At 71.2% G+C, this 17482-nt stretch carries 7 protein-coding genes; all 7 read left to right on the forward strand.

All coding sequences use genetic code 11. The annotated features are described in order from the left end of the window. The 7 genes from LZ198_RS28505 (at position 1) to LZ198_RS28535 (ending at position 17472) form a co-directional block, all read left to right on the forward strand. Positions 1–5502 carry a type I polyketide synthase gene (locus LZ198_RS28505; RefSeq protein WP_253975238.1) on the forward strand — a complete coding sequence of 1834 codons (5502 nt, stop codon included), beginning with the start codon at positions 1–3 and terminating at the stop codon, positions 5500–5502. Then, entirely contained in the window at positions 5499–9827 is a 4329-nt protein-coding gene (locus LZ198_RS28510) for a non-ribosomal peptide synthetase (protein ID WP_253975239.1), read from the forward strand. The genes LZ198_RS28505 and LZ198_RS28510 overlap by 4 nt, the downstream gene beginning before the upstream one ends. Further along, the gene (locus LZ198_RS28515; RefSeq protein ID WP_253975240.1) at positions 9827–10936 is read left to right on the forward strand and encodes a patatin-like phospholipase family protein; all 1110 of its coding nucleotides are present in this window, start codon (positions 9827–9829) and stop codon (positions 10934–10936) included. Before LZ198_RS28510 ends, LZ198_RS28515 begins: the two co-directional genes overlap by 1 nt. Positions 10937–10973: 37 nt before the next feature. Next, positions 10974–12113 (forward strand): ArsA family ATPase, encoded by a 1140-nt coding sequence (locus LZ198_RS28520; protein ID WP_253975241.1) that lies wholly within the window; start codon positions 10974–10976, stop codon positions 12111–12113. Continuing rightward, a complete protein-coding gene (locus LZ198_RS28525) occupies positions 12113–12547 on the forward strand; it encodes a hypothetical protein (protein ID WP_253975242.1) in 435 nt (144 codons plus the stop codon). The genes LZ198_RS28520 and LZ198_RS28525 overlap by 1 nt, the downstream gene beginning before the upstream one ends. A 103-nt stretch (positions 12548–12650) precedes the next feature. After that, positions 12651–15452, forward strand: coding sequence for a KR domain-containing protein (locus LZ198_RS28530; protein WP_253975243.1), 2802 nt, complete (start codon positions 12651–12653; stop codon positions 15450–15452). A gap of 22 nt (positions 15453–15474) precedes the next feature. Further along, positions 15475–17472: a RiPP maturation radical SAM C-methyltransferase gene (locus LZ198_RS28535; RefSeq protein WP_253975244.1), complete on the forward strand. Its 1998-nt coding sequence runs from the start codon at positions 15475–15477 to the stop codon at positions 17470–17472. Positions 17473–17482 lie beyond the last annotated feature (10 nt).

Genomic DNA, 17482 nt, shown 5'->3' on the forward strand with positions numbered 1-17482 from the left:
ATGGCGAAACTACCGTCCCGCATCTCGGAGCTGCCCGCCGTCAAGCTCGCCTATCTCGCGAGCCAACTGCGCGCCAGGCGCGATGTCCTGGTCGCGGAGCCCATCGCGGTGGTGGGAATGTCCTGCCGGTTCCCGGGAGGAGGGGAGGGGCCCGAGGCCTTCTGGGAGCTGCTCGAGTCGGGCGTGGACGCGACGCGGGAAGTGCCGCGCGAGCGCTGGGACATCGACGACCTCTACGACCCGACGCCCGGCGTGAAGGGGAAGATGTACACGCGGCGCGGCGCGTTCATCGACCACGTCGACCTGTTCGAGCCGAGCTTCTTCGGCATCGCTCCGCGCGACGCGAAGGACATGGATCCCCAGCAACGACTGTTGCTGGAGGAGTGCTGGCGGGCGCTGGAGCGCGCGGGCATCCCCGCGTCGGGGCTGATGGGGAGCCGCACCGGCGTCTTCGTGGGGTTGATGCACAACGACTACAACGTGCTCGGTATCCACGCGGGCGTGGAGATGCGCTCGGCCTCGCTCAACTATCCGTCGATGGCCGCGGGGCGTATCGCCCACACGCTGGGGCTCCAGGGGCCGGCGCTCACGGTGGACACCGCCTGCTCGTCGTCCGCGGCGGCGCTCCACCTCGCGTGCCTGAGCCTGCGCAACGACGAGAGCGACCTGGCGTTGGTGGGGGGCGTCAGCCTGAGCTTGTCCCCCCTCACGATGATGTTCGAGTGCGAGAACCGGATGCTCGCGGCGGATGGGCGCTGCAAGACGTTCGACGCCTCCGCCGACGGCTTCGCTCGGGGCGAGGGCTGTGGTGTGGTCGTGCTCGAACGCCTGTCGGATGCGTTGGCCCGGGGCGACACCATCCTCGGGCTCATCCGGGGCTCGGCGCTCAACCACGATGGCCGGAGCAGCGCGCTCATGGTGCCCAACGGTCGCGCCCAGGAGCGCGTCATCCGGACGGCGCTGGAGAGCTGCGGCGTGGAGCCCGGGCAGATCGGCTACGTCGAGGCCCACGGCACGGGGACCGTGCTGGGCGACCCCATCGAGATGGAGGCCCTTCGCGGCGTGTTCGGCCGCGGAGAGGCGCGCACCAGTCCCCTGCTCGTGGGCTCGGTGAAGACGAACATCGGGCACCTGGAGGCCGCCGCGGGCATCGCGGGCCTGTTCAAGGTGCTGCTCGCGCTGCGCAACGAGGTCATCCCTCCTCACCTGCACCTGACGCGGCCCAACCCGAACATCAGTTGGAGCGAGCTGCCGGTGGAGGTGCCGACCCGTCCGAGGCCGTGGCCGAGGGGCGAGCAGCGGCGGTTCGCCGGGCTGAGCAGCTTCGGCTTCAGCGGCACGAACGTCCACTTCGTCATCGAGGAGGCGCCGGTCGTCTCCAGACCGGCGGCCGAACACCAGCGCCCCGTCCACCTGCTGAGCCTGTCCGCGAGGACCGAGGACGCGCTCGATGCCCTGGTGGAGGCGCACGAGGCTGCGTTGCCGGAAGACGCCGTTTCGCTCGGTGACTGGTGTTTCACCGCCAACGCGGGGCGCTCTCACTTCGAGCACCGCGCGGCCGTGACGGGGGCCACCTCCACCGAGCTGCGCGCGGCCCTGGCGCGGCTCCGGGAGGTGGGGCTCCGCCCCGCGATGGAGCCGAGGCGCGGCGCCGAGCGTCCCCGGCCGGTGTTCCTCTTCACGGGGCAGGGGACGCTTCGCCCAGGCGTGGGGCGCGAACTCTTCGAGACGTGGCCGGTGTTCCGGGAGGCGCTCCAGCGCTGCTCGGAGGTGTTGGCGCCGCTCATGGGCGCCCGGCTCGAGGACGTCCTCTTCGGTGGGGATTCCGCCGCGCTCCTCCAGGACTCGCGCTGCGCGCAGCCCACGCTCGTGGCCGTGGAGTACGCGCTCGCCGAGCTGTGGGCGTCCTGGGGCATCCGCCCGGGCGCGGTGCTCGGACACAGCCTGGGGGAGTATGCCGCCGCGGTGGTGGCGGGTGTCCTCCCCATCGAGGACGCGCTCCGGCTGGTGGTCGAGAGAGGCCGGCTCGTCCAGCAGGCCCCCGGCACGGGCGCGATGTTGGCAGTCCCCGCCCCCCTCGCGGCTATCGCCCCGGTGCTGGCGCACGTCAGCAACGTGGTGTCCGTCGCGGCGCTCAACGGTCCCGAGGAGCTGGTGCTCTCCGGGGACGCCGCGCTGCTGGGCGATGTCGCGAAGGCGCTGCAGGAGCTGGGCATCACCAGCAAGAACCTGGCGGTCGCGCACGCCTTCCATTCGCCACTCATGGACCCGGTGCGCGCGCCCTTCGAGGCCTGTGTCGCGGGCGTGCCGTTGTCGGTGCCGAGGTTGACCTTCATCTCGGCGCTCGAGGGAATGCCGGTGGGCGAAGCGTTGACCCGGCCTTCGTACTGGGGACGTCATCTGCGGGAGCCCGTCCGGTTCGCCGACGCGCTGGAGGCCCTGCGCGGCCAGCCCCACCGGACGTGCCTGGAGGTGGGACCCGCTCCGGTCCTGTCGGGCCTGGGGCTGCGGACCATGCCGGATCCGGAGGAGTGGGTCTGGTTGCCGAGCCTGCGTCCGGGCATGGGGGAGACGGCGCAGCTCATCGAGAGCCTGGGCCGGCTCTACGTGCGCGGCTTCGAGGTCGACTGGAGCGCCTTCGATGCGCCGTTCGGGCGACGAACGACCTCCCTGCCCACCTATCCCTTCCAGCGCGAGCGCTTCTGGATCCAGGCCGAGCCGCGGAACGGCGCGCGGGCGAGGACGTCGCGCGCGGAGACGGGGGAGGTGGGCCATCCGCTCGTGGGCGCGCCGTTGCCGCTCGCGGGCTCGAAGGAGCATCGCTTCACGACCGTCCTCGACGACCATGACCCCGAGTTCCTCTCCGAGCACCGTGTCTTCGGGGCGGTGGTGCTGCCCGCGGCCGTCGAGGTGGAGATGGTGTTGGGGGCTGCCCACGTCTCCTCCCGGAGCGAGCACGCGTGGGTGCTGTCCGACATGGAGCTGGAGAGGCCGCTCGTCCTGGAGGACACGCCTCGGGAGCTCCAGACCGTGCTCCTCCCCTCCGAGGGCCACCCCATGGGGTTCGAGCTCCACGCGAGGGACGTGGGCGCGGGGGACGGCTGGGTCCGCCTCGCTCGCGGTTGCCTCGAGCCGTGTCCCGAGGTCGAGGTGCGCGTCGACGTGGAGACGGAGCTGCTCGCTCACTGCACGCCCCCGCGTCCGGCCGAATCCTTCTATGCGCTGATGGCACGCCATGGCCTGGAATACGGGCCGTCGTTCCAGCTCATCGAGACGCTGCGATTCGAGGCGCGAGGCTGTGTCGCCCAGGTCCGGTTGCCGGACCATCACGTCATCGGGATGGAGGCCTATCGGCTGCACCCGCTCATCCTCGACGCCTGCTTCCAGGTCACGGCGGCGCTGTTCATGGAGGCCACGGACGTCGCGGTGGAGCATCGGCAGCGGGTGCCGGTGGCCATCCGACGCCTGCGCTGGCTCCGGCAGTCGGGGAGTCGTGTCTGGGTGCATGCCCGCCGTTCGGACGACTCACGCGCCGACTCGGAGGTGGTGGGCGTCGACCTCCGCGTCCTCGGCGAGGCCGGCGAACTCCTGGCCGACGTCGACGGCCTGTTGCTCAAGAGCGTGGACCTCCGCACGCCGATGGCCGCGTCGCTGGAGTCGTCCCGGGAGCTGCTCTTCGAGCTGGCCTGGCGCGAGGTCGCGCCCCGCTCGTCACGGGGCTCGGCGACGGGAGCGCTCGAGCGTTGGTTGCTCGTGGAGGGAGAGGAAGGCGCCGCCTCCGTGCTCGAGGCGCTCGTGCGAGCACGGCAAGGCTCGTGCGTGACGGTGACGTCGGTTCCAGGCGCGGAGCTCGCGCGCAGGACCGCGGAGCACGTCGTCCTCGACGCGGAGGATCCGACCGCCTTCGCGCGGCTGCTGCGGATGCGGGCGGAGGAGGGCGCCGCGCCGACCACCGTCGTCTGGTTGCCCGGGTCCGGAGGCCGTGACACGCCCGAGCCGTCGACGGAGGCGCTGGCCCGCGCCAGTACCCGGGAGGCGTGCGGCATGCTCCACCTCGTCCAGGCCATGGCCCGGACGTCCTGGTCCTCGCGGCCCTCGCTCTGGCTGCTGACACGCGCTGCGGTGGCGGTGTCGCCGGAGGATCGAGTGGATGGGCTCGTGGCCGCGCCCGCCTGGGGATTGGGGCGTGCCGCCGCCATCGAGCATCCGGAGCTGGGCTGCCGCCTGATGGACCTGGACGAGGGCGCCACGGTCGCGTCGCTGTTCGAGTGGCTGGTTCGCCCGCCCGCCGAGAACGTCATGGCGGTGCGTGGCGCTCGGCTCCTGGGCGCCCGGCTCGTTCGCGCGATGCCTCCGCCGGCTGGCGCCAGCGCTCCCCGCATCCAGCCCGAGGCCACGTACCTCGTCACGGGGGGACTCGGCGCGCTGGGGTTGGCGACCGCGTCCTGGCTGGTGGACCTGGGGGCGCGACACCTCGTGCTGGTGGGGCGCTCGGCCCCGAACGAAGAGGCCTCCTCGTGCCTGGACACGCTGCGGTCGCGCGGCTGCGACATCCAACTGGCCCGGGTCGACGTGGCGGATGCGCTGGAGGTCGAGCGACTCGTGGATGGCATCTCGGCGCGAGGTCCTGCGCTCCGGGGCGTCTTCCACGCCGCTGGCGTGCTGGAGGATGCCGTCCTGCTGAACCAGGACCGGGAGCGCCTGGCGCGAGTCCTCGCGCCCAAGGTTCAAGGCGCATGGAACCTGCACCGGGGGACCTCGGGCATCCCCCTCGACTTCTTCGTGTTGTACTCATCCGCGGCCTCGCTCATCGGAGTCGCGGGGCAGGCCAACTACGTGGCCGCGAACAGCTTCCTCGACGCGCTGGCCCATCACCGCCGCGCCCGCGGGCTGCCCGCGCTCAGCATCAACTGGGGACGCTGGTCGGGCGCGGGGATGGCGGGGCGGGCTCGCGGCCCGGACAGCTCGACGCTGGCGCCACAGCGGGCACTCCGGGTGATGGAGGCCCTGCTGTCCCGCGAGGTCGCCCAGGTCGGCGTGGTGCCCTTCGACGATGCCGGCGGGCGGGCTCCCCTGGCGGAGGGGCATGGCCCGCTGCTCTCGGAGCTGATGTCGCGTGCCCGGTCTCCGAGCGCCGCGGTGGAGCGGATGCAGACGCTGCTCGGGGAGTTCTCCCGGTCGGACCATGCTCGTCGCAGGACGCTGCTCTCGCACTATGTCCAGGGGCGGCTGGGATCGCTCCTGGGCTTCGCGCCGGGGCACGACGTGCTGCGCTCGCGGGCCTCGCTCAACGAGCTGGGGCTGGACTCCCTGCGCGCCGTCGAACTGAAGAACCTGATGGGGCGCGAGCTGGGGGTGGACCTGCCCATGTCGCGGTTCATCGACGGCACCGGCATCGACGGCATCGTGGAGGCGCTGCACGCGCAGCTCGAGCTCGACGCGCTGCTGTCGCGCGCGCCGACTCCGACCTCCGAAGGGGAGATGGAGGAGTTGACGCTATGAAGATGGGAGAGCTGCTCGCCGAGCTCAACCGGCGAGGCCTCGAGGTCTGGTCGGAAGGGGAGACGCTCAAGCTGCGGGGGCCGAAGGGCGCCGCGGGCGAGGAGCTCCGCCTGGCCCTGGCCGAACACAAGGGCGAGCTGCTCGCGATGCTGCGCGAGCGCCAGCGGGTGAGCGAGACACGCCCCATCGTCGCCACGCCGCGCACCGGCCCCGCGCCCCTCTCCTATGGTCAGCAGCGACTGTGGTTCCTCCATCGGCTCGAACCCCGGAGCTCCGCCTACAACCTGGTCATGCCCTTGTCGGTCGAAGGTGGGCAGCTCGACCCGACGCTCCTGGAGCGCTGCTTCGTCGAACTCACCCGTCGACACGAAATCCTCCGCACCCGCTACGCGGAGGAGCAGGGCGTCCCGGTCCAGCATGTCGAGCCCGAGCCGAGGCTCGAGTTCGCGACCATCCACGAGGCCGAGGTGCTGGCCTTCGAGCCCGGTGGAATGGAGGCCTTCCTGCGGCGCGAGGGTGAGCGCCCCTTCGACCTCACCTCGGGGCCGCTCCTGCGCGTCCTCGTGGTGGATCGCGGTGCCCAGGGGCAGTTCATCCAGGTCTGTCTGCACCACATCGCGGCGGACGTCTGGGCTCGGACCCTCCTCATCCGCGAGCTGACGACGCTCTACTCGGCGTTCTCACGGGGCGAGCCCTCACCGCTGTCCCCGCTCCAGCTGCAGTACGCGGACTTCGCGACCTGGCAGCGGGCACATCTACAGGGGGAGGTCCGTCGGGAGTTGGTGGATGCGTGGAGGCGGCGCCTGGAGGGGATGCCTCCCTTGCTGGAGCTCCCCGCCGACCATGCCCGGCCCCGGGTGCAGTCCTACGCAGGGGGAGAGGTCCGCTTCGAGGTGCCTCCCTCCGCCACCGAGGCACTCAAGGCCCTGAGCCACGCGGCCAACGCCACGCCGTTCATGGGCATGCTCTCCGCCTTCTTCGTGCTGCTGCACAGGCTGACCGGTCGGGACGACCTGGTCGTGGGGGCGAACTCCATCAACCGGGGCAGGCCCGAGCTGGAGCCGCTGGTGGGCTTCTTCGTGGACAACCTGGTGATGCGTGTGGACCTGGGAGGGCAGCCCTCGTTCGACACGGTCATCGAGCGTGTCCGCGAGGTGGTGCTCGATGCCTTCGCGCACCAGGACCTTCCCTTCGACCTGCTCGTCGAGGAGCTCAAGCCCCCGAGGACGCTGGGATACAACCCCCTGTTCCAGGCGGTGTTCTCCTGGACGCGCGAGGCGGATGGCCACCCGGCGTCGCCGGGCCTCCGCATCCAACCGCTCGAGTTCGAGACCACCACGTCGCGCTTCGACCTCAACCTCTTCGTGGAGGACCGGGGCGAGCGGCTCACCGTGCGGTTCGTGTTCAACCGCGACCTCTTCGCGCGGGAGACGGTCCAGCACTACGTGGACTGCTTCCAGCGCCTGCTCCACGCGTTGCTCGCCGAGCCCCACCGGCCCGTCACCGAGCTGCCCGTGTTGTCGTCCGAGGAGCGCGAGCGTCTCCTGCGCCAGTGGAATGACACCCAGGGCGAGGGCGCGGACGGGCCCTGTCTGCATGAGCTCATCGAAGCCCAGGCGGGCCGTACGCCGGAGGCCAGCGCCGTCGTCGTCGATGACTGGGAGCTGACCTACGGAGAGGTGGACCAGCGCAGCGACAGGCTCGCGGCCTATCTCCAGACCCTGGGCGTGGGGCCGGAGGTCGTGGTCGGCGTCTACCTGGGGCGCTCGCCCGAGCTCGTCATCAGCTTGCTGGGCGTCCTCAAGGCGGGAGGCGCGTTCCTCGCGCTCGACCCGGAGGAGCCGTCGGAGCGCCTGCGCCGCATCCTCGAGGACGCGCGGCCGAAGGTGCTGCTGGCGTCGGGGGCACATCCGGAGCGCACGGGGATGATCGTCGTCCAGGTGGAGGAGACCTGCTCGGCCCTCCCGGACGTCACGGGGCACCGCCTGCGCAGGAGCGTCACCCCGGACCACCTCGCGTACATCCTCTACACCTCCGGCTCGACGGGGCAGCCCAAGGGCACGCAGGTGACGCACCGGAGCATCGTCAACTACCTGCGCTGGTGCGTGCGCGCGTATCGCCTCCACGAGGGCGTGGGAAGCCCGGTGCTCGGGTCCGTCAGCTTCGATGGCACGCTCACCAGCCTCTTCGCCCCGTTGCTCGCCGGCAAGGCGTTGTTCCTGCTGCCCCGCCACCAGGAGCTGGAGGTCCTGGCGTCCCGGGACTACCTGGAGCGGGACTTCAGCTTCATCAAGCTGACGCCGTCACACCTGCGGGCCTTCGATGGCCTGGGGCGGTTGAAGGAGGTCCTCGACCGCACACGCGCCGTGGTGCTCGGCGGCGAAGGGTTGCATGGCGCGGACCTGGAGACCTGGGCGAAGTCGGGCAGCGGCGCGCGCGTCGTCAACGAGTACGGCCCGACGGAGGCCGCCGTCGCGTGCTGTTTCCACGAGCTGTCGCCGGACGGCGCCCCGCTTCCAGCGCGTGTCCCCATCGGCCGTCCCATCGCGAACACCGAGCTCTACGTCCTCGACCGTCACGGTCAGCCGGTGCCGCGTGGCGTGGTGGGGGAGCTGTACATCGGCGGTGTGGGGCTGGCGCGGGGCTACCTGGGCCGGCCGGCGCTGACGGCGGAGCGGTTCGTGCCCGACCCCTTCGTGACCGGGCGTCCCGGAAGGGAAGGCTCGCGGCTGTACCGCACGGGAGACCTGGCGCGCTGCCTGGCGGATGGGACGCTGGAGTTCCTGGGGCGCGTGGATGACCAGTTGAAGATCCGGGGCCACCGCGTGGAGACCGGCGAGGTCGAGGCGGCCCTGTCGCGACATCCCCGCGTCGTCCAGGCGGCCGTGGCACTCCAGCGCGCGGCGGGAAGGGAGCCACGGCTGGTGGCCTGGGTCCAACCCTCGAGTCCGCGAGGCGCGCAGGACTCGACGTCGTTGGAGACCGCCCTGCGCGGCGCCCTCCAGGGCTCGCTGCCCGAGTACATGCGCCCCGCCGTCTACTTCTTCGTCGACACGCTGCCGCTCACGGCGAGCGGCAAGGTGGACCGCAAGGCCCTGCCCGAGGTCTCGGCGCGCATGAAGGGCGAGGTGGCGCACGCGGAGGGGGACGTCGCGGGCCTGTCCGTGACGGAGGGCAAGCTCCAGGCCCTCTATGGGGAGCTGCTCGGCCTCCAGACCGTGTCGCCGGAGGCGAGCTTCTTCGACCTCGGCGGGCACTCGCTCCTGGCCATCACCTTGCTGTCACGCATCCGTGAGCAGCTCGGGGTGGAGGTCCCGCTGGGCGAGGTCTTCGAGCGTCCGTCCGTGAAGGCCCTGGCCCGGTGGGTGGAGGGGCAGTCGCATGTGCCGGCGCCCCGGCCCCGGTTGCCGGAGGGCGTGGTGGCGTTGAGGTCGAATGGGAGCAACCCACCGCTGTTCATCACGCCTCCTTCGGCGGGCAACCCGGCCGTCTACATCGCCCTCACGCGACACCTCTCGTCGGAGCAGCCCGTCTTCGGCTTCCAGATGCCGGGCGTCATGGACGACACGCCTCCGCCGGGCACCGTCGAGGACACGGCGGCCCTCTACGTCGACCTGATGCGGCGGGTGCAGCCGCGCGGCCCCTACCGCGTCGCGGGCTGGTCCTACGGCGGAATCATCGCCTGCGAGATGGCGCGGCAGCTCGAGGCGCGAGGCGAGCAGGTCGCCTTGCTGGGGTTGATCGACGGCGCGTCGCTCGACCGCAAGGCGGCGCGGGACAGTCGGGACCTGCGCGAGGCGGTGTCCACGGGCTCCCAACTGGTGAAGGTGATGGTGGAGACACCGTTGCCGCGCGACTACGCGAACCTGCGGCTCGTGGGGGAGTGGATGGGCATCAGCCTGCCCGAGTCCCCGGGGGAGTTGCTGCGCACGGACCCGGGCGGCAAGCGCTCCTATCTCCGCCGCCTCATGGGAGACGTGGGGCGCACCGCCCGGAACATGCGCGTCACGCTGCGCGCGGAGCGCACGTACGTCTTCACGTCCTATGGCGGCACGGCGACGTTGTTCCGGGCCGAGCCCCCGAAGGATGGACGGGACTCGCTGGTCGACAGCGTGCGCCGGTTCGCGCGCGGCGGCGTGCGGGTCGTCGTGGTCCCCGGCAACCACATGACGCTCATCATGGAGGACCAGCACGTCGCGGTGCTGGCCCGGCACCTCCAGGCCAGCCTGGACCTGGCGCTGCCGGACTCGCTGGTCCCGCATGGCCCCCGACCGCTGCTGGTCGCCGGCGGGGGAAGCCCGCAGTTCACCAAGGAGGTGGCGTGATGCCGCAGCGAATCCTGGCAATGGATGGAACCTCCATCTCGGGGGGAGAAGGCTATGTCACCGCGGGCATGCTGGGCGCCCTGCGGCAACTGCTCGACTCCGGCGGAGACAAGCGCACCCTGCTCAACCAGGTGGACCTCTTCGTGGGGACCTCCGCGGGGGCCTTCAACGCGGCCTTCTTCGCGCGGGAGGAGGACCCCGACAGCGCCTACGACAAGTGCCTCCAGTTCTGGGGCGAGGTCGTGGCCATGAACAAGAAGGGCGTGTCGCTCGGGCGCTCCCTGAAGGCGCTCGCGGGCCTGAGCTCCTTCCTCGACTCCAGCTACATGCGCGACTTCTTCAGCAGCTACTTCGGGGCGACCCTGCGGCTGGGGGACCTCAAGCGCAAGGTGGTGATCCCCACCTTCAAGCTCGATGGCCAGCGCAAGGGCCTGCGGACGTGGAAGGCGAAGATCTTCCACAACGTGGACCCCGACAACCCGCGCGAGCTCGACGAGCGCGTGGTGGACGTGCTGATGCGCAGCGGCTCGCCGCCGCTCTCCTATCCCATCTACCAGGGCCTCCAGGGGGATGGCAGCGGCTACGTGGATGGCGGTGTCTACGCCAACAACCCCTCGCTGGTGGGCGTGGCGCAGGCCATCCGCGACCTGTCGCGCCGCAGCAGCCAGGATCAGATCGACACGCTCGTGGCGGACCCACCCAGCATGGACACCATCCTCCTGCTGTCGATCGGCAACGGCATCATGTCCAGCTTCCTCGCGCCGGACTTCAGCCACGGCGTCGCCAACTGGGGCTTCGCGCGCTGGCTGCTCGACACCAGCTTCCCCATGGTGCTGGTGAAGATGCTGATGGAGGCGGGCTCGGACGCGGTCCACTACCAGTGCCGCATGATCCTGCGGAAGAAGTACTTCCGGGTGAACCCCGTCGTGGAGAAGCGCCTGTCCGCCTACGACTTGCAGCAGGTGGAGAAGGTGCTCGTCCAGGTCCTGGGGCAGCAGTCCACCGTGGACCAGCTCCAGCGCGCGCAGCGCTGGTTGCTGCGCTCCGGCTGGCTCGTCGAGCCGCAGCCGGGGGCGCAACCCGGTCCATCCACGCAACTGGGCGCATGAGGGGACCCATGGACCCTGTACGGCTAGGAGGCCCGCGATGACGCGGCTCATTCTCGTCTCGGGACGAGGCGGCGCGGGCAAGACGACGGTGGCGGCGGCGACCGCGCTGGCGGCCTCGCGCCGGGGGCTGCGGACCCTGGTCCTCTCCTTCGACGGCACGCGCGACCTGGGCGCGACCTTCGGCGTGGAGACACCGGGCCTCTCCGCCTCGGACGGGCTCCCCGTCCAGCTCGACGAACACCTGCACCTGCTGGAGGTGGACGTCGCCTCGGAGCTGCGTCGCGGCTGGGGCGGCGGACGCGGAGACGTGGCGGTCCTGCTCGGAGGCGGGTGGACCGACGTCACGGCGGAGGAGGTGGCGCTGGCGCCCGGCGTGGACGCCGTGGTGACACTCACCCGGCTGGGGACGCTCACCCGTGAGCGGCACTACGAGCTCATCATCGTGGATGGCCCCTCCACGGCGGGCGCCCTGCGCTTCGTCGCGGGGGCGGAGGCGGTGGGTTGGTTCACCCGCCGGTGGGGGAGCCCCCAGAACGGCACCCGGCGCATGCGTCCGATGCGGGTCGACGCGGAGGGGCTCGCCGCCCTCCAGGGGGCACGCGACAGGCTGATGGAGGTGGACGCGCTGCTGCGCGACCCGCGGGTGACGACGCTCCGGTGGGTGACGACCGCGGACTCGCGGGCGGAGCAGGAATTGCGTCGCGCGTGCACCGCCTTCGGGTTGCAAGGCATTGCGCCGGATTGTGTCGTCATCAATCGCCTCGCCCCCGAGGGCATGGTGGATTCCCCCGGGGTGGAGGACTTCCAACGGCTGCTCGGCTCGCTCCCGGTCGTGGGCATCGCCTCCCGGTCGCCGGCTCCGGTGGGCCGGGAGGCGCTGGAGGCCTATGCGGGGCTGCTCTACTCCGGCGACGACCCCGCACGTTTGATGACAGTTTCGCCCGCACGGGGTTTCGGCAAGGACGCGGTGGATGTGTATAGACTGGAAGTGCAGCTGCCATTCGTGAACAAGGAGGAGGTCAATCTCTCCCGTCGCGAGGCGGAGCTGGTCATCCAGGTCGGCCCGCTGCGCCGCAATGTCCTGCTCCCCAGAATGATTGCTCAGCTCTCCACCGCGGGTGCGCGGATGGAGGGCGATACCCTGGTCGTGGATTTCAAAAGAGAAAGGAGTGCGTGATGACCTGGAATGACAGACGCCTGCCCAGGGGGTTCTTCCGTCTCGAGACCCAGCCGGAGGAGGGAGCGCGCATCGCCGACGTCGTCGACGCGGTGATTCCCGGTGGGAAGGGGTTCGTGCAGCAGCTCTTCCGCGCGAAGAAGGACGTGCTGCAGGCCTTCTCCCATCTGCTCCAGGCCCAGGTCCGGGAGCTGGAGAACATCGACACCGCCATCCAGGACGGCGAGCGGGAGGGGAGTGCTTCGTCCTCGGGCGGCAAGGGGCCGGGGCTCAGTCCGCGCATGCGGACCATCAAGGAGATGATGCAGGAGGCGAGCGCGAGGCGCCGGGAGCAGGACGCCAGCGCGGGGCCGCCGCCGCCTCAATCGCCACCCGCCGCGCCGCAGCCGCCTCAGGGCGGAACCCCCGAGCCGGAGAAGTTCAAGCCCACCTAGACCTGGGCGCGAGTCATCCGCGTAGCGCATCCACGAAGTCCCCTCGTGTTCGAGGCGGGCCTGGGCCCGTCGCGTCCGAGGTCTCGTTCAGGAGGCAGTCGCGATGGACCAAGAGGGACCCGGACGCAGCCTCGCGGAGCGGCTCGCCGCGCTCACGCCGGAGAAGCGGGCACTGCTGGAGCTGGCGCTCAAGGCGCGTCAGGTCCGTCCGACGGTCGCGCCTTCGGACGCGCCTGGCCCGCGCCTGGGGCTGGAGGCCGTGCTCCAGACGGAGTCCTTCGCGACGCTGGCGCCGTTCCCGGAGGTCGCTCCCGCGTTCTCCTGGCTCCTCGCAGCGCAGGGACGCGCCACGCCTTCGCAGGTGGCCCTCGTTCGAGAGGCCCACCAGGACCTGCGAGGGGTCCTCTTCCGCTCCGTGGACCTCGCGGGCGGCGGACGGATCCTCTCGTGGAGCGTGGGCGCGGGGCACGAACTGGTGGACGTGGCGCGGCGCTCCAGTCTCTCGCGCATCGTCGGCCTGGCGTCTTCCCCCGAGGAGCTGGTGGCGGCGCGTGCCCGCGTGCGCGCGCGGGGCCTGCAAGAGCGCATCGAGGTCGTGGGCGGACCCCCGGAGGGGACCTTCGACGTGGCGTTCGGGTTGGAGTCCCTCCGGCGCGTGGAGTCGCCGCGGGCATTGTTCGCTTCGCTCGGGGAGGCCGTCCGCGAAGGCGGGCGGCTCGTGCTCGGAGACCTGTTCCTCCGCACGACCCTGTCGTTGCCGCATCTGGACCGGCTGTCGCTGCCGCTGCTCGATTCACTCGTCGAGTGGCTGGGCGAGAGTGGGTTCGAGGTCCTCGACTGCGTGGACGCGGGCCGCGAGGTCGGCAACTTCCTCCAGGAGTCCGAACCCGGCGCGGGCCTCGCGCAGCTCGGGTGGGAGGCCGGCGACAGCCGGTTGGCCGTGGCGAGCGCCTACGAGTCGTTGGGCGGGCTGCTGCGTGGCGGCGCCGCGTCCTATCTGCTGCTGACCGCGGAGAAGCGGAGGGGCGGTCCACGGGAGCCGCGGGACGCGCGCAACCGGGAGCGGCTGGCGCGGGCACAGCCCTTCGCGGAGCTACCCCACACCTGGCTGTATGCGCCCCGGTGGCGGCCGGTCGCGCGGCAGACTCCTCCGGAGGCGCCGGTCGCCTCGTCGCCGGAGCACTGCCTCATCTTCTCCGATGGCGCGGGGGTGGGCGCGGCCTTGTCGAGGCTCGTCGAGGAGGCGGGAGGACGCTGCGTGTTCGTCCTGCGGGGCGAGGGGTTCCAGCAGGAGGACGCGGCGCACTTCACGGTGTTCCCGCGCAATCCGGAGGACTTCCAGAAGCTGGTGAAGGCCTTGGGTGAAACGGGGTTCACGCCGACGCGCGTGGTCTACCTGTGGGGGCTCGATGTGCCAGCGCCGGAGGGGCAGGGCGTCGCGGCCCTCCAGGACGCCGCGCTGGATGCGTGTGGCGGCGCGCTCTACCTGACGCAGGCCTTGTTGCAGGGGAAGACGGGGGTGGGCACTCCCGCTTCGCTCTGGGTCGTCACGCGCGGGGCGCAGTGCCTGGACGACACCGAGGAGGCTCCCGGGTTGCTGGGCGCACCGCTCTGGGGCGTGGGTAAGGCCATCGCCTATGAGCACCCGGAGCTGGACTGTCATCGGGTCGACCTCGATGCCCGGGACGGGGTGGAGGACGCGGCCCGGAGCCTGGGGGCCGAGCTTCGCGTGCCCGGGCGGGAGGACCAGGTCCTCCTGCGGGCGGCGGAGCGCCACGTGCTGCGGCTCGAGCGCCACCGTCAGTGGGCCTGGGAGCGGGCCGGGCACCTCCAGTTCCGGAGCGACGCCACCTACCTCGTCACGGGGGGGCTCGGGGGGCTGGGGTTGCAGGTCGCGCGGTGGATGGTGGAGCGGGGGGCCCGTCATATGGTGCTCCTGGGGCGCAAGCGCGCCAGCGACGTGTCCACGCGGGAGGTCGGGGAGATGCGCGCGCGGGGCGCGAGCATCGTCTCGCTGGCCGGAGTGTCCGTGGACTCGGACCTCGACTTCGTGATGGCGGGCATCTCCAAGCGCATGCCCCCGCTGCGCGGCATCGTCCACGCCGCGACGGAGGTGGACGACGGCATCCTCGTGCACCAGACCCGCGAGCGGCTGGGGCGGGTGTTCGCGGAGAAGGTCGGCGGTGCGTGGAACCTGCACCGCTGGCTGGCGGGCGCGCCCCTGGACTTCTTCCACCTGTTGTCGTCGTCCACCTCGTTGATGGGGGCCTCGGGCCAGGTCAGTCACCTGGCCGCCACGGCCTTCCTGGACGGGCTGGCGGTCCACCGCCGCTCGCGAGGCCTGCCTGGGCAGAGCTCGAGCTGGGGCGCGTGGGCCGCGCCGGACGATGTCGCGGCGAAGGAGCTGGAGGCGCGCATGCGCAAGCGCGGCGTGGGCATGGTGCCGCTGGCGCGCGCCTTCTCGGTGCTGGAGCAGGTGTTCGGTCCGGTGCCGGCGGTGGTGGGGGTGATGCCCATCCACTGGCCCACGTTCCTGGCGAGCCTCCCCGGAGAGGGACCGCCGCCGCTGTTCGCGGACTTCGCGGCGGAGGACCGGACGGACCGCGCGACGGATGGCGCGCGACGCGAGCTGCTCCGGCGCGTGCGCGCGGGCTCACCGGAGGACGGCCGGCGCGCGGTGCTCGCCTGGTTCCAGGCGCAGGTGTCCCGGGTGCTGGAGCTGGGGGCCGCCCAGACGCCGGAGCCCGAGCAGACGCTGCACGAGCTCGGGCTCGATTCGCTCATGGGCGTGGAGCTGAAGAAGCACATCCACGCCGAGCTGCGGGTCGACGTGCCCCTCCAGTCCCTGCTCGAGGGACGCAGCGTCGGGGCCCTGGCGGAGTCGCTGTACGAAGCGTTGCGCTGAGTGTCGAAAACGGGGGTGGAACGTGTCTGCTGATTGCGTTCAGGTCCGCTTCGTCGTCACGCCGTTCCTGCCGGAGCACCAGCCCGCGCTCGGCGTGAGCACGCTGGTGAGCGTGCTCGCCAGACAAGGCATCCCGGCGGACGTGCAGTACCTCAACGTCCAGTTCATGCGGCAGATTGGCTGGGAACTCTACTACTACCTCTCCTACGCCACGCCGCCGGAGATCCTCGCGGGGGAGATGGCGTTCCTGCCCGCCTCGCCGGACCTGTTGCTGGGAGAGATGGTCTTCGCCCCCGCGCTGTGGGGCGAGGCGGCGGCGGACTGGGAGGCGTACGCGGACCTCCTCACGCCCCTGCTGGAGGTGAAGCAGCACGTGGACGGGGCGACGTCGGGCGGCGCCCGTCGTGAGCAGGCGCTGCACTGGGGGCGGGCGCGAGAGCTGATCCGCGCCCTCCGGGAGGACAGCCCGCGCATCGTCCGGCAGTGGGCCCAGGACATCCTCCGCGACGAGCCGCGCGTCATCGGCTTCACGTCGACGTTCCAGCAGAGCGTGGCGTCCCTGGCCCTGGCCAAGGAGCTGCGGCGGCTGCGCCCGCGCGAGGAGCTGACGCTCGTCATGGGGGGCGCCAACTGCGAAGGGGACATGGGCAAGGCGCTCTCGGACAACTTCCCGTTCCTCGACCACGTCGTCTCGGGGGAGGGCGAGGGCGTCATCCTCGACCTGGTCAAGAGCGTGCTGGAGCCTCGCGGGCGCCCGCAGCCCCGCTACGTGGCCGCGCCGCAGATCGAGGACATGGACTCGTTGCCCATGCCGGACTTCGACCACTACTTCGAGGCCATCAAGGACATGCCCATGGCCAAGCGGGCGAACCTCACGGCGGAGTCCTCGCGCGGCTGTTGGTGGGGCGCCAAGGCGCACTGCACGTTCTGCGGCCTCAACGGCTCCGGCATGGCCTACCGGAGCAAGGACCCGGGCCGCTTCGTCGGGGAGCTGCGCACGCTCGCGCGGCGCTACGGCTTCAACTTCTTCATGATGGCCGACAACATCCTGGACTTGAAATACATCAAGTCCGTCTTCCCGGCGCTCATCACGCAGGGCGACGAAATCACGATGTTCTACGAGACCAAGAGCAACCTCCGGAAGGAGCAGTTGGAGCTCATGGTCGCCGGGGGCGTCACGGAGCTGCAGCCGGGCATCGAGAGCCTCAGCACCTCCATCCTGGAGCTGATGGACAAGGGCACCACGCGCCTCCAGAACGTCCAGCTCATCAAGTGGTGCGAGGAGTTCGGCATCAACGTCAACTGGAACATCCTCTATGGCTTCCCGGGCGAGGCCCCGTCCGAGTACGAGGACATGGCGCGGCTCATCCCCGCGTTGACGCACCTGCCTCCGCCCGGAGGATGTGGGCGCATCCGGTTGGATCGCTTCGCGCCGTACTGGAAGACGCCGGAGAAGTACAACCTGCGGAACGTCCGCCAGAAGTGGTCGTACGACCATGTCTACGCCGCGCTCCCGGCGGAGGAGCGCCGCCGCGTCGCGTACTACTTCGACTACGACCTGGAGGGGGACCTGGACCCTCGCGTCTACCTCCAGGACACGCTGAAGCAGACCGAGCGGTGGCGCGATGGCTACAGCCGCGGCGTCACGCTGGAGCTGCGCACCGAGGATGGACGCTCGCGTGTGGTGGACAGCCGCGAGGGGCTGTCGACGGAGACCCCGCTCACGGCCGACGAGGTCCACCTGTTGAAGATCCTCGACTCCATCCAGAGCGGCAGGGCCGCGCTCGCGAAGCTGAACGAGGGGCGCGAGGACGGGCCGCTGTCGGAGGCGGAGTTCGACGTGTTGCTGGAGCGGCTCCTGGCGCGCGGCTGGGTCATCCGCGAGGGCGTGCGGCTCCTGGGGGTGGTGCTCGACCGGATGGAGCGTCAGCGCATCATCGACCTGAAGATGGCCGCGCAGTTGGGAACGCTCGACTGGGCCCGGCTCGGCGCCACGCCCGCGGTCGCCTCCGCCCGATAGGAAGAAGCCC

Origin of the sequence: Myxococcus dinghuensis, from assembly GCF_024198235.1 — a bacterium.
Lineage (GTDB): Bacteria > Myxococcota > Myxococcia > Myxococcales > Myxococcaceae > Myxococcus > Myxococcus dinghuensis.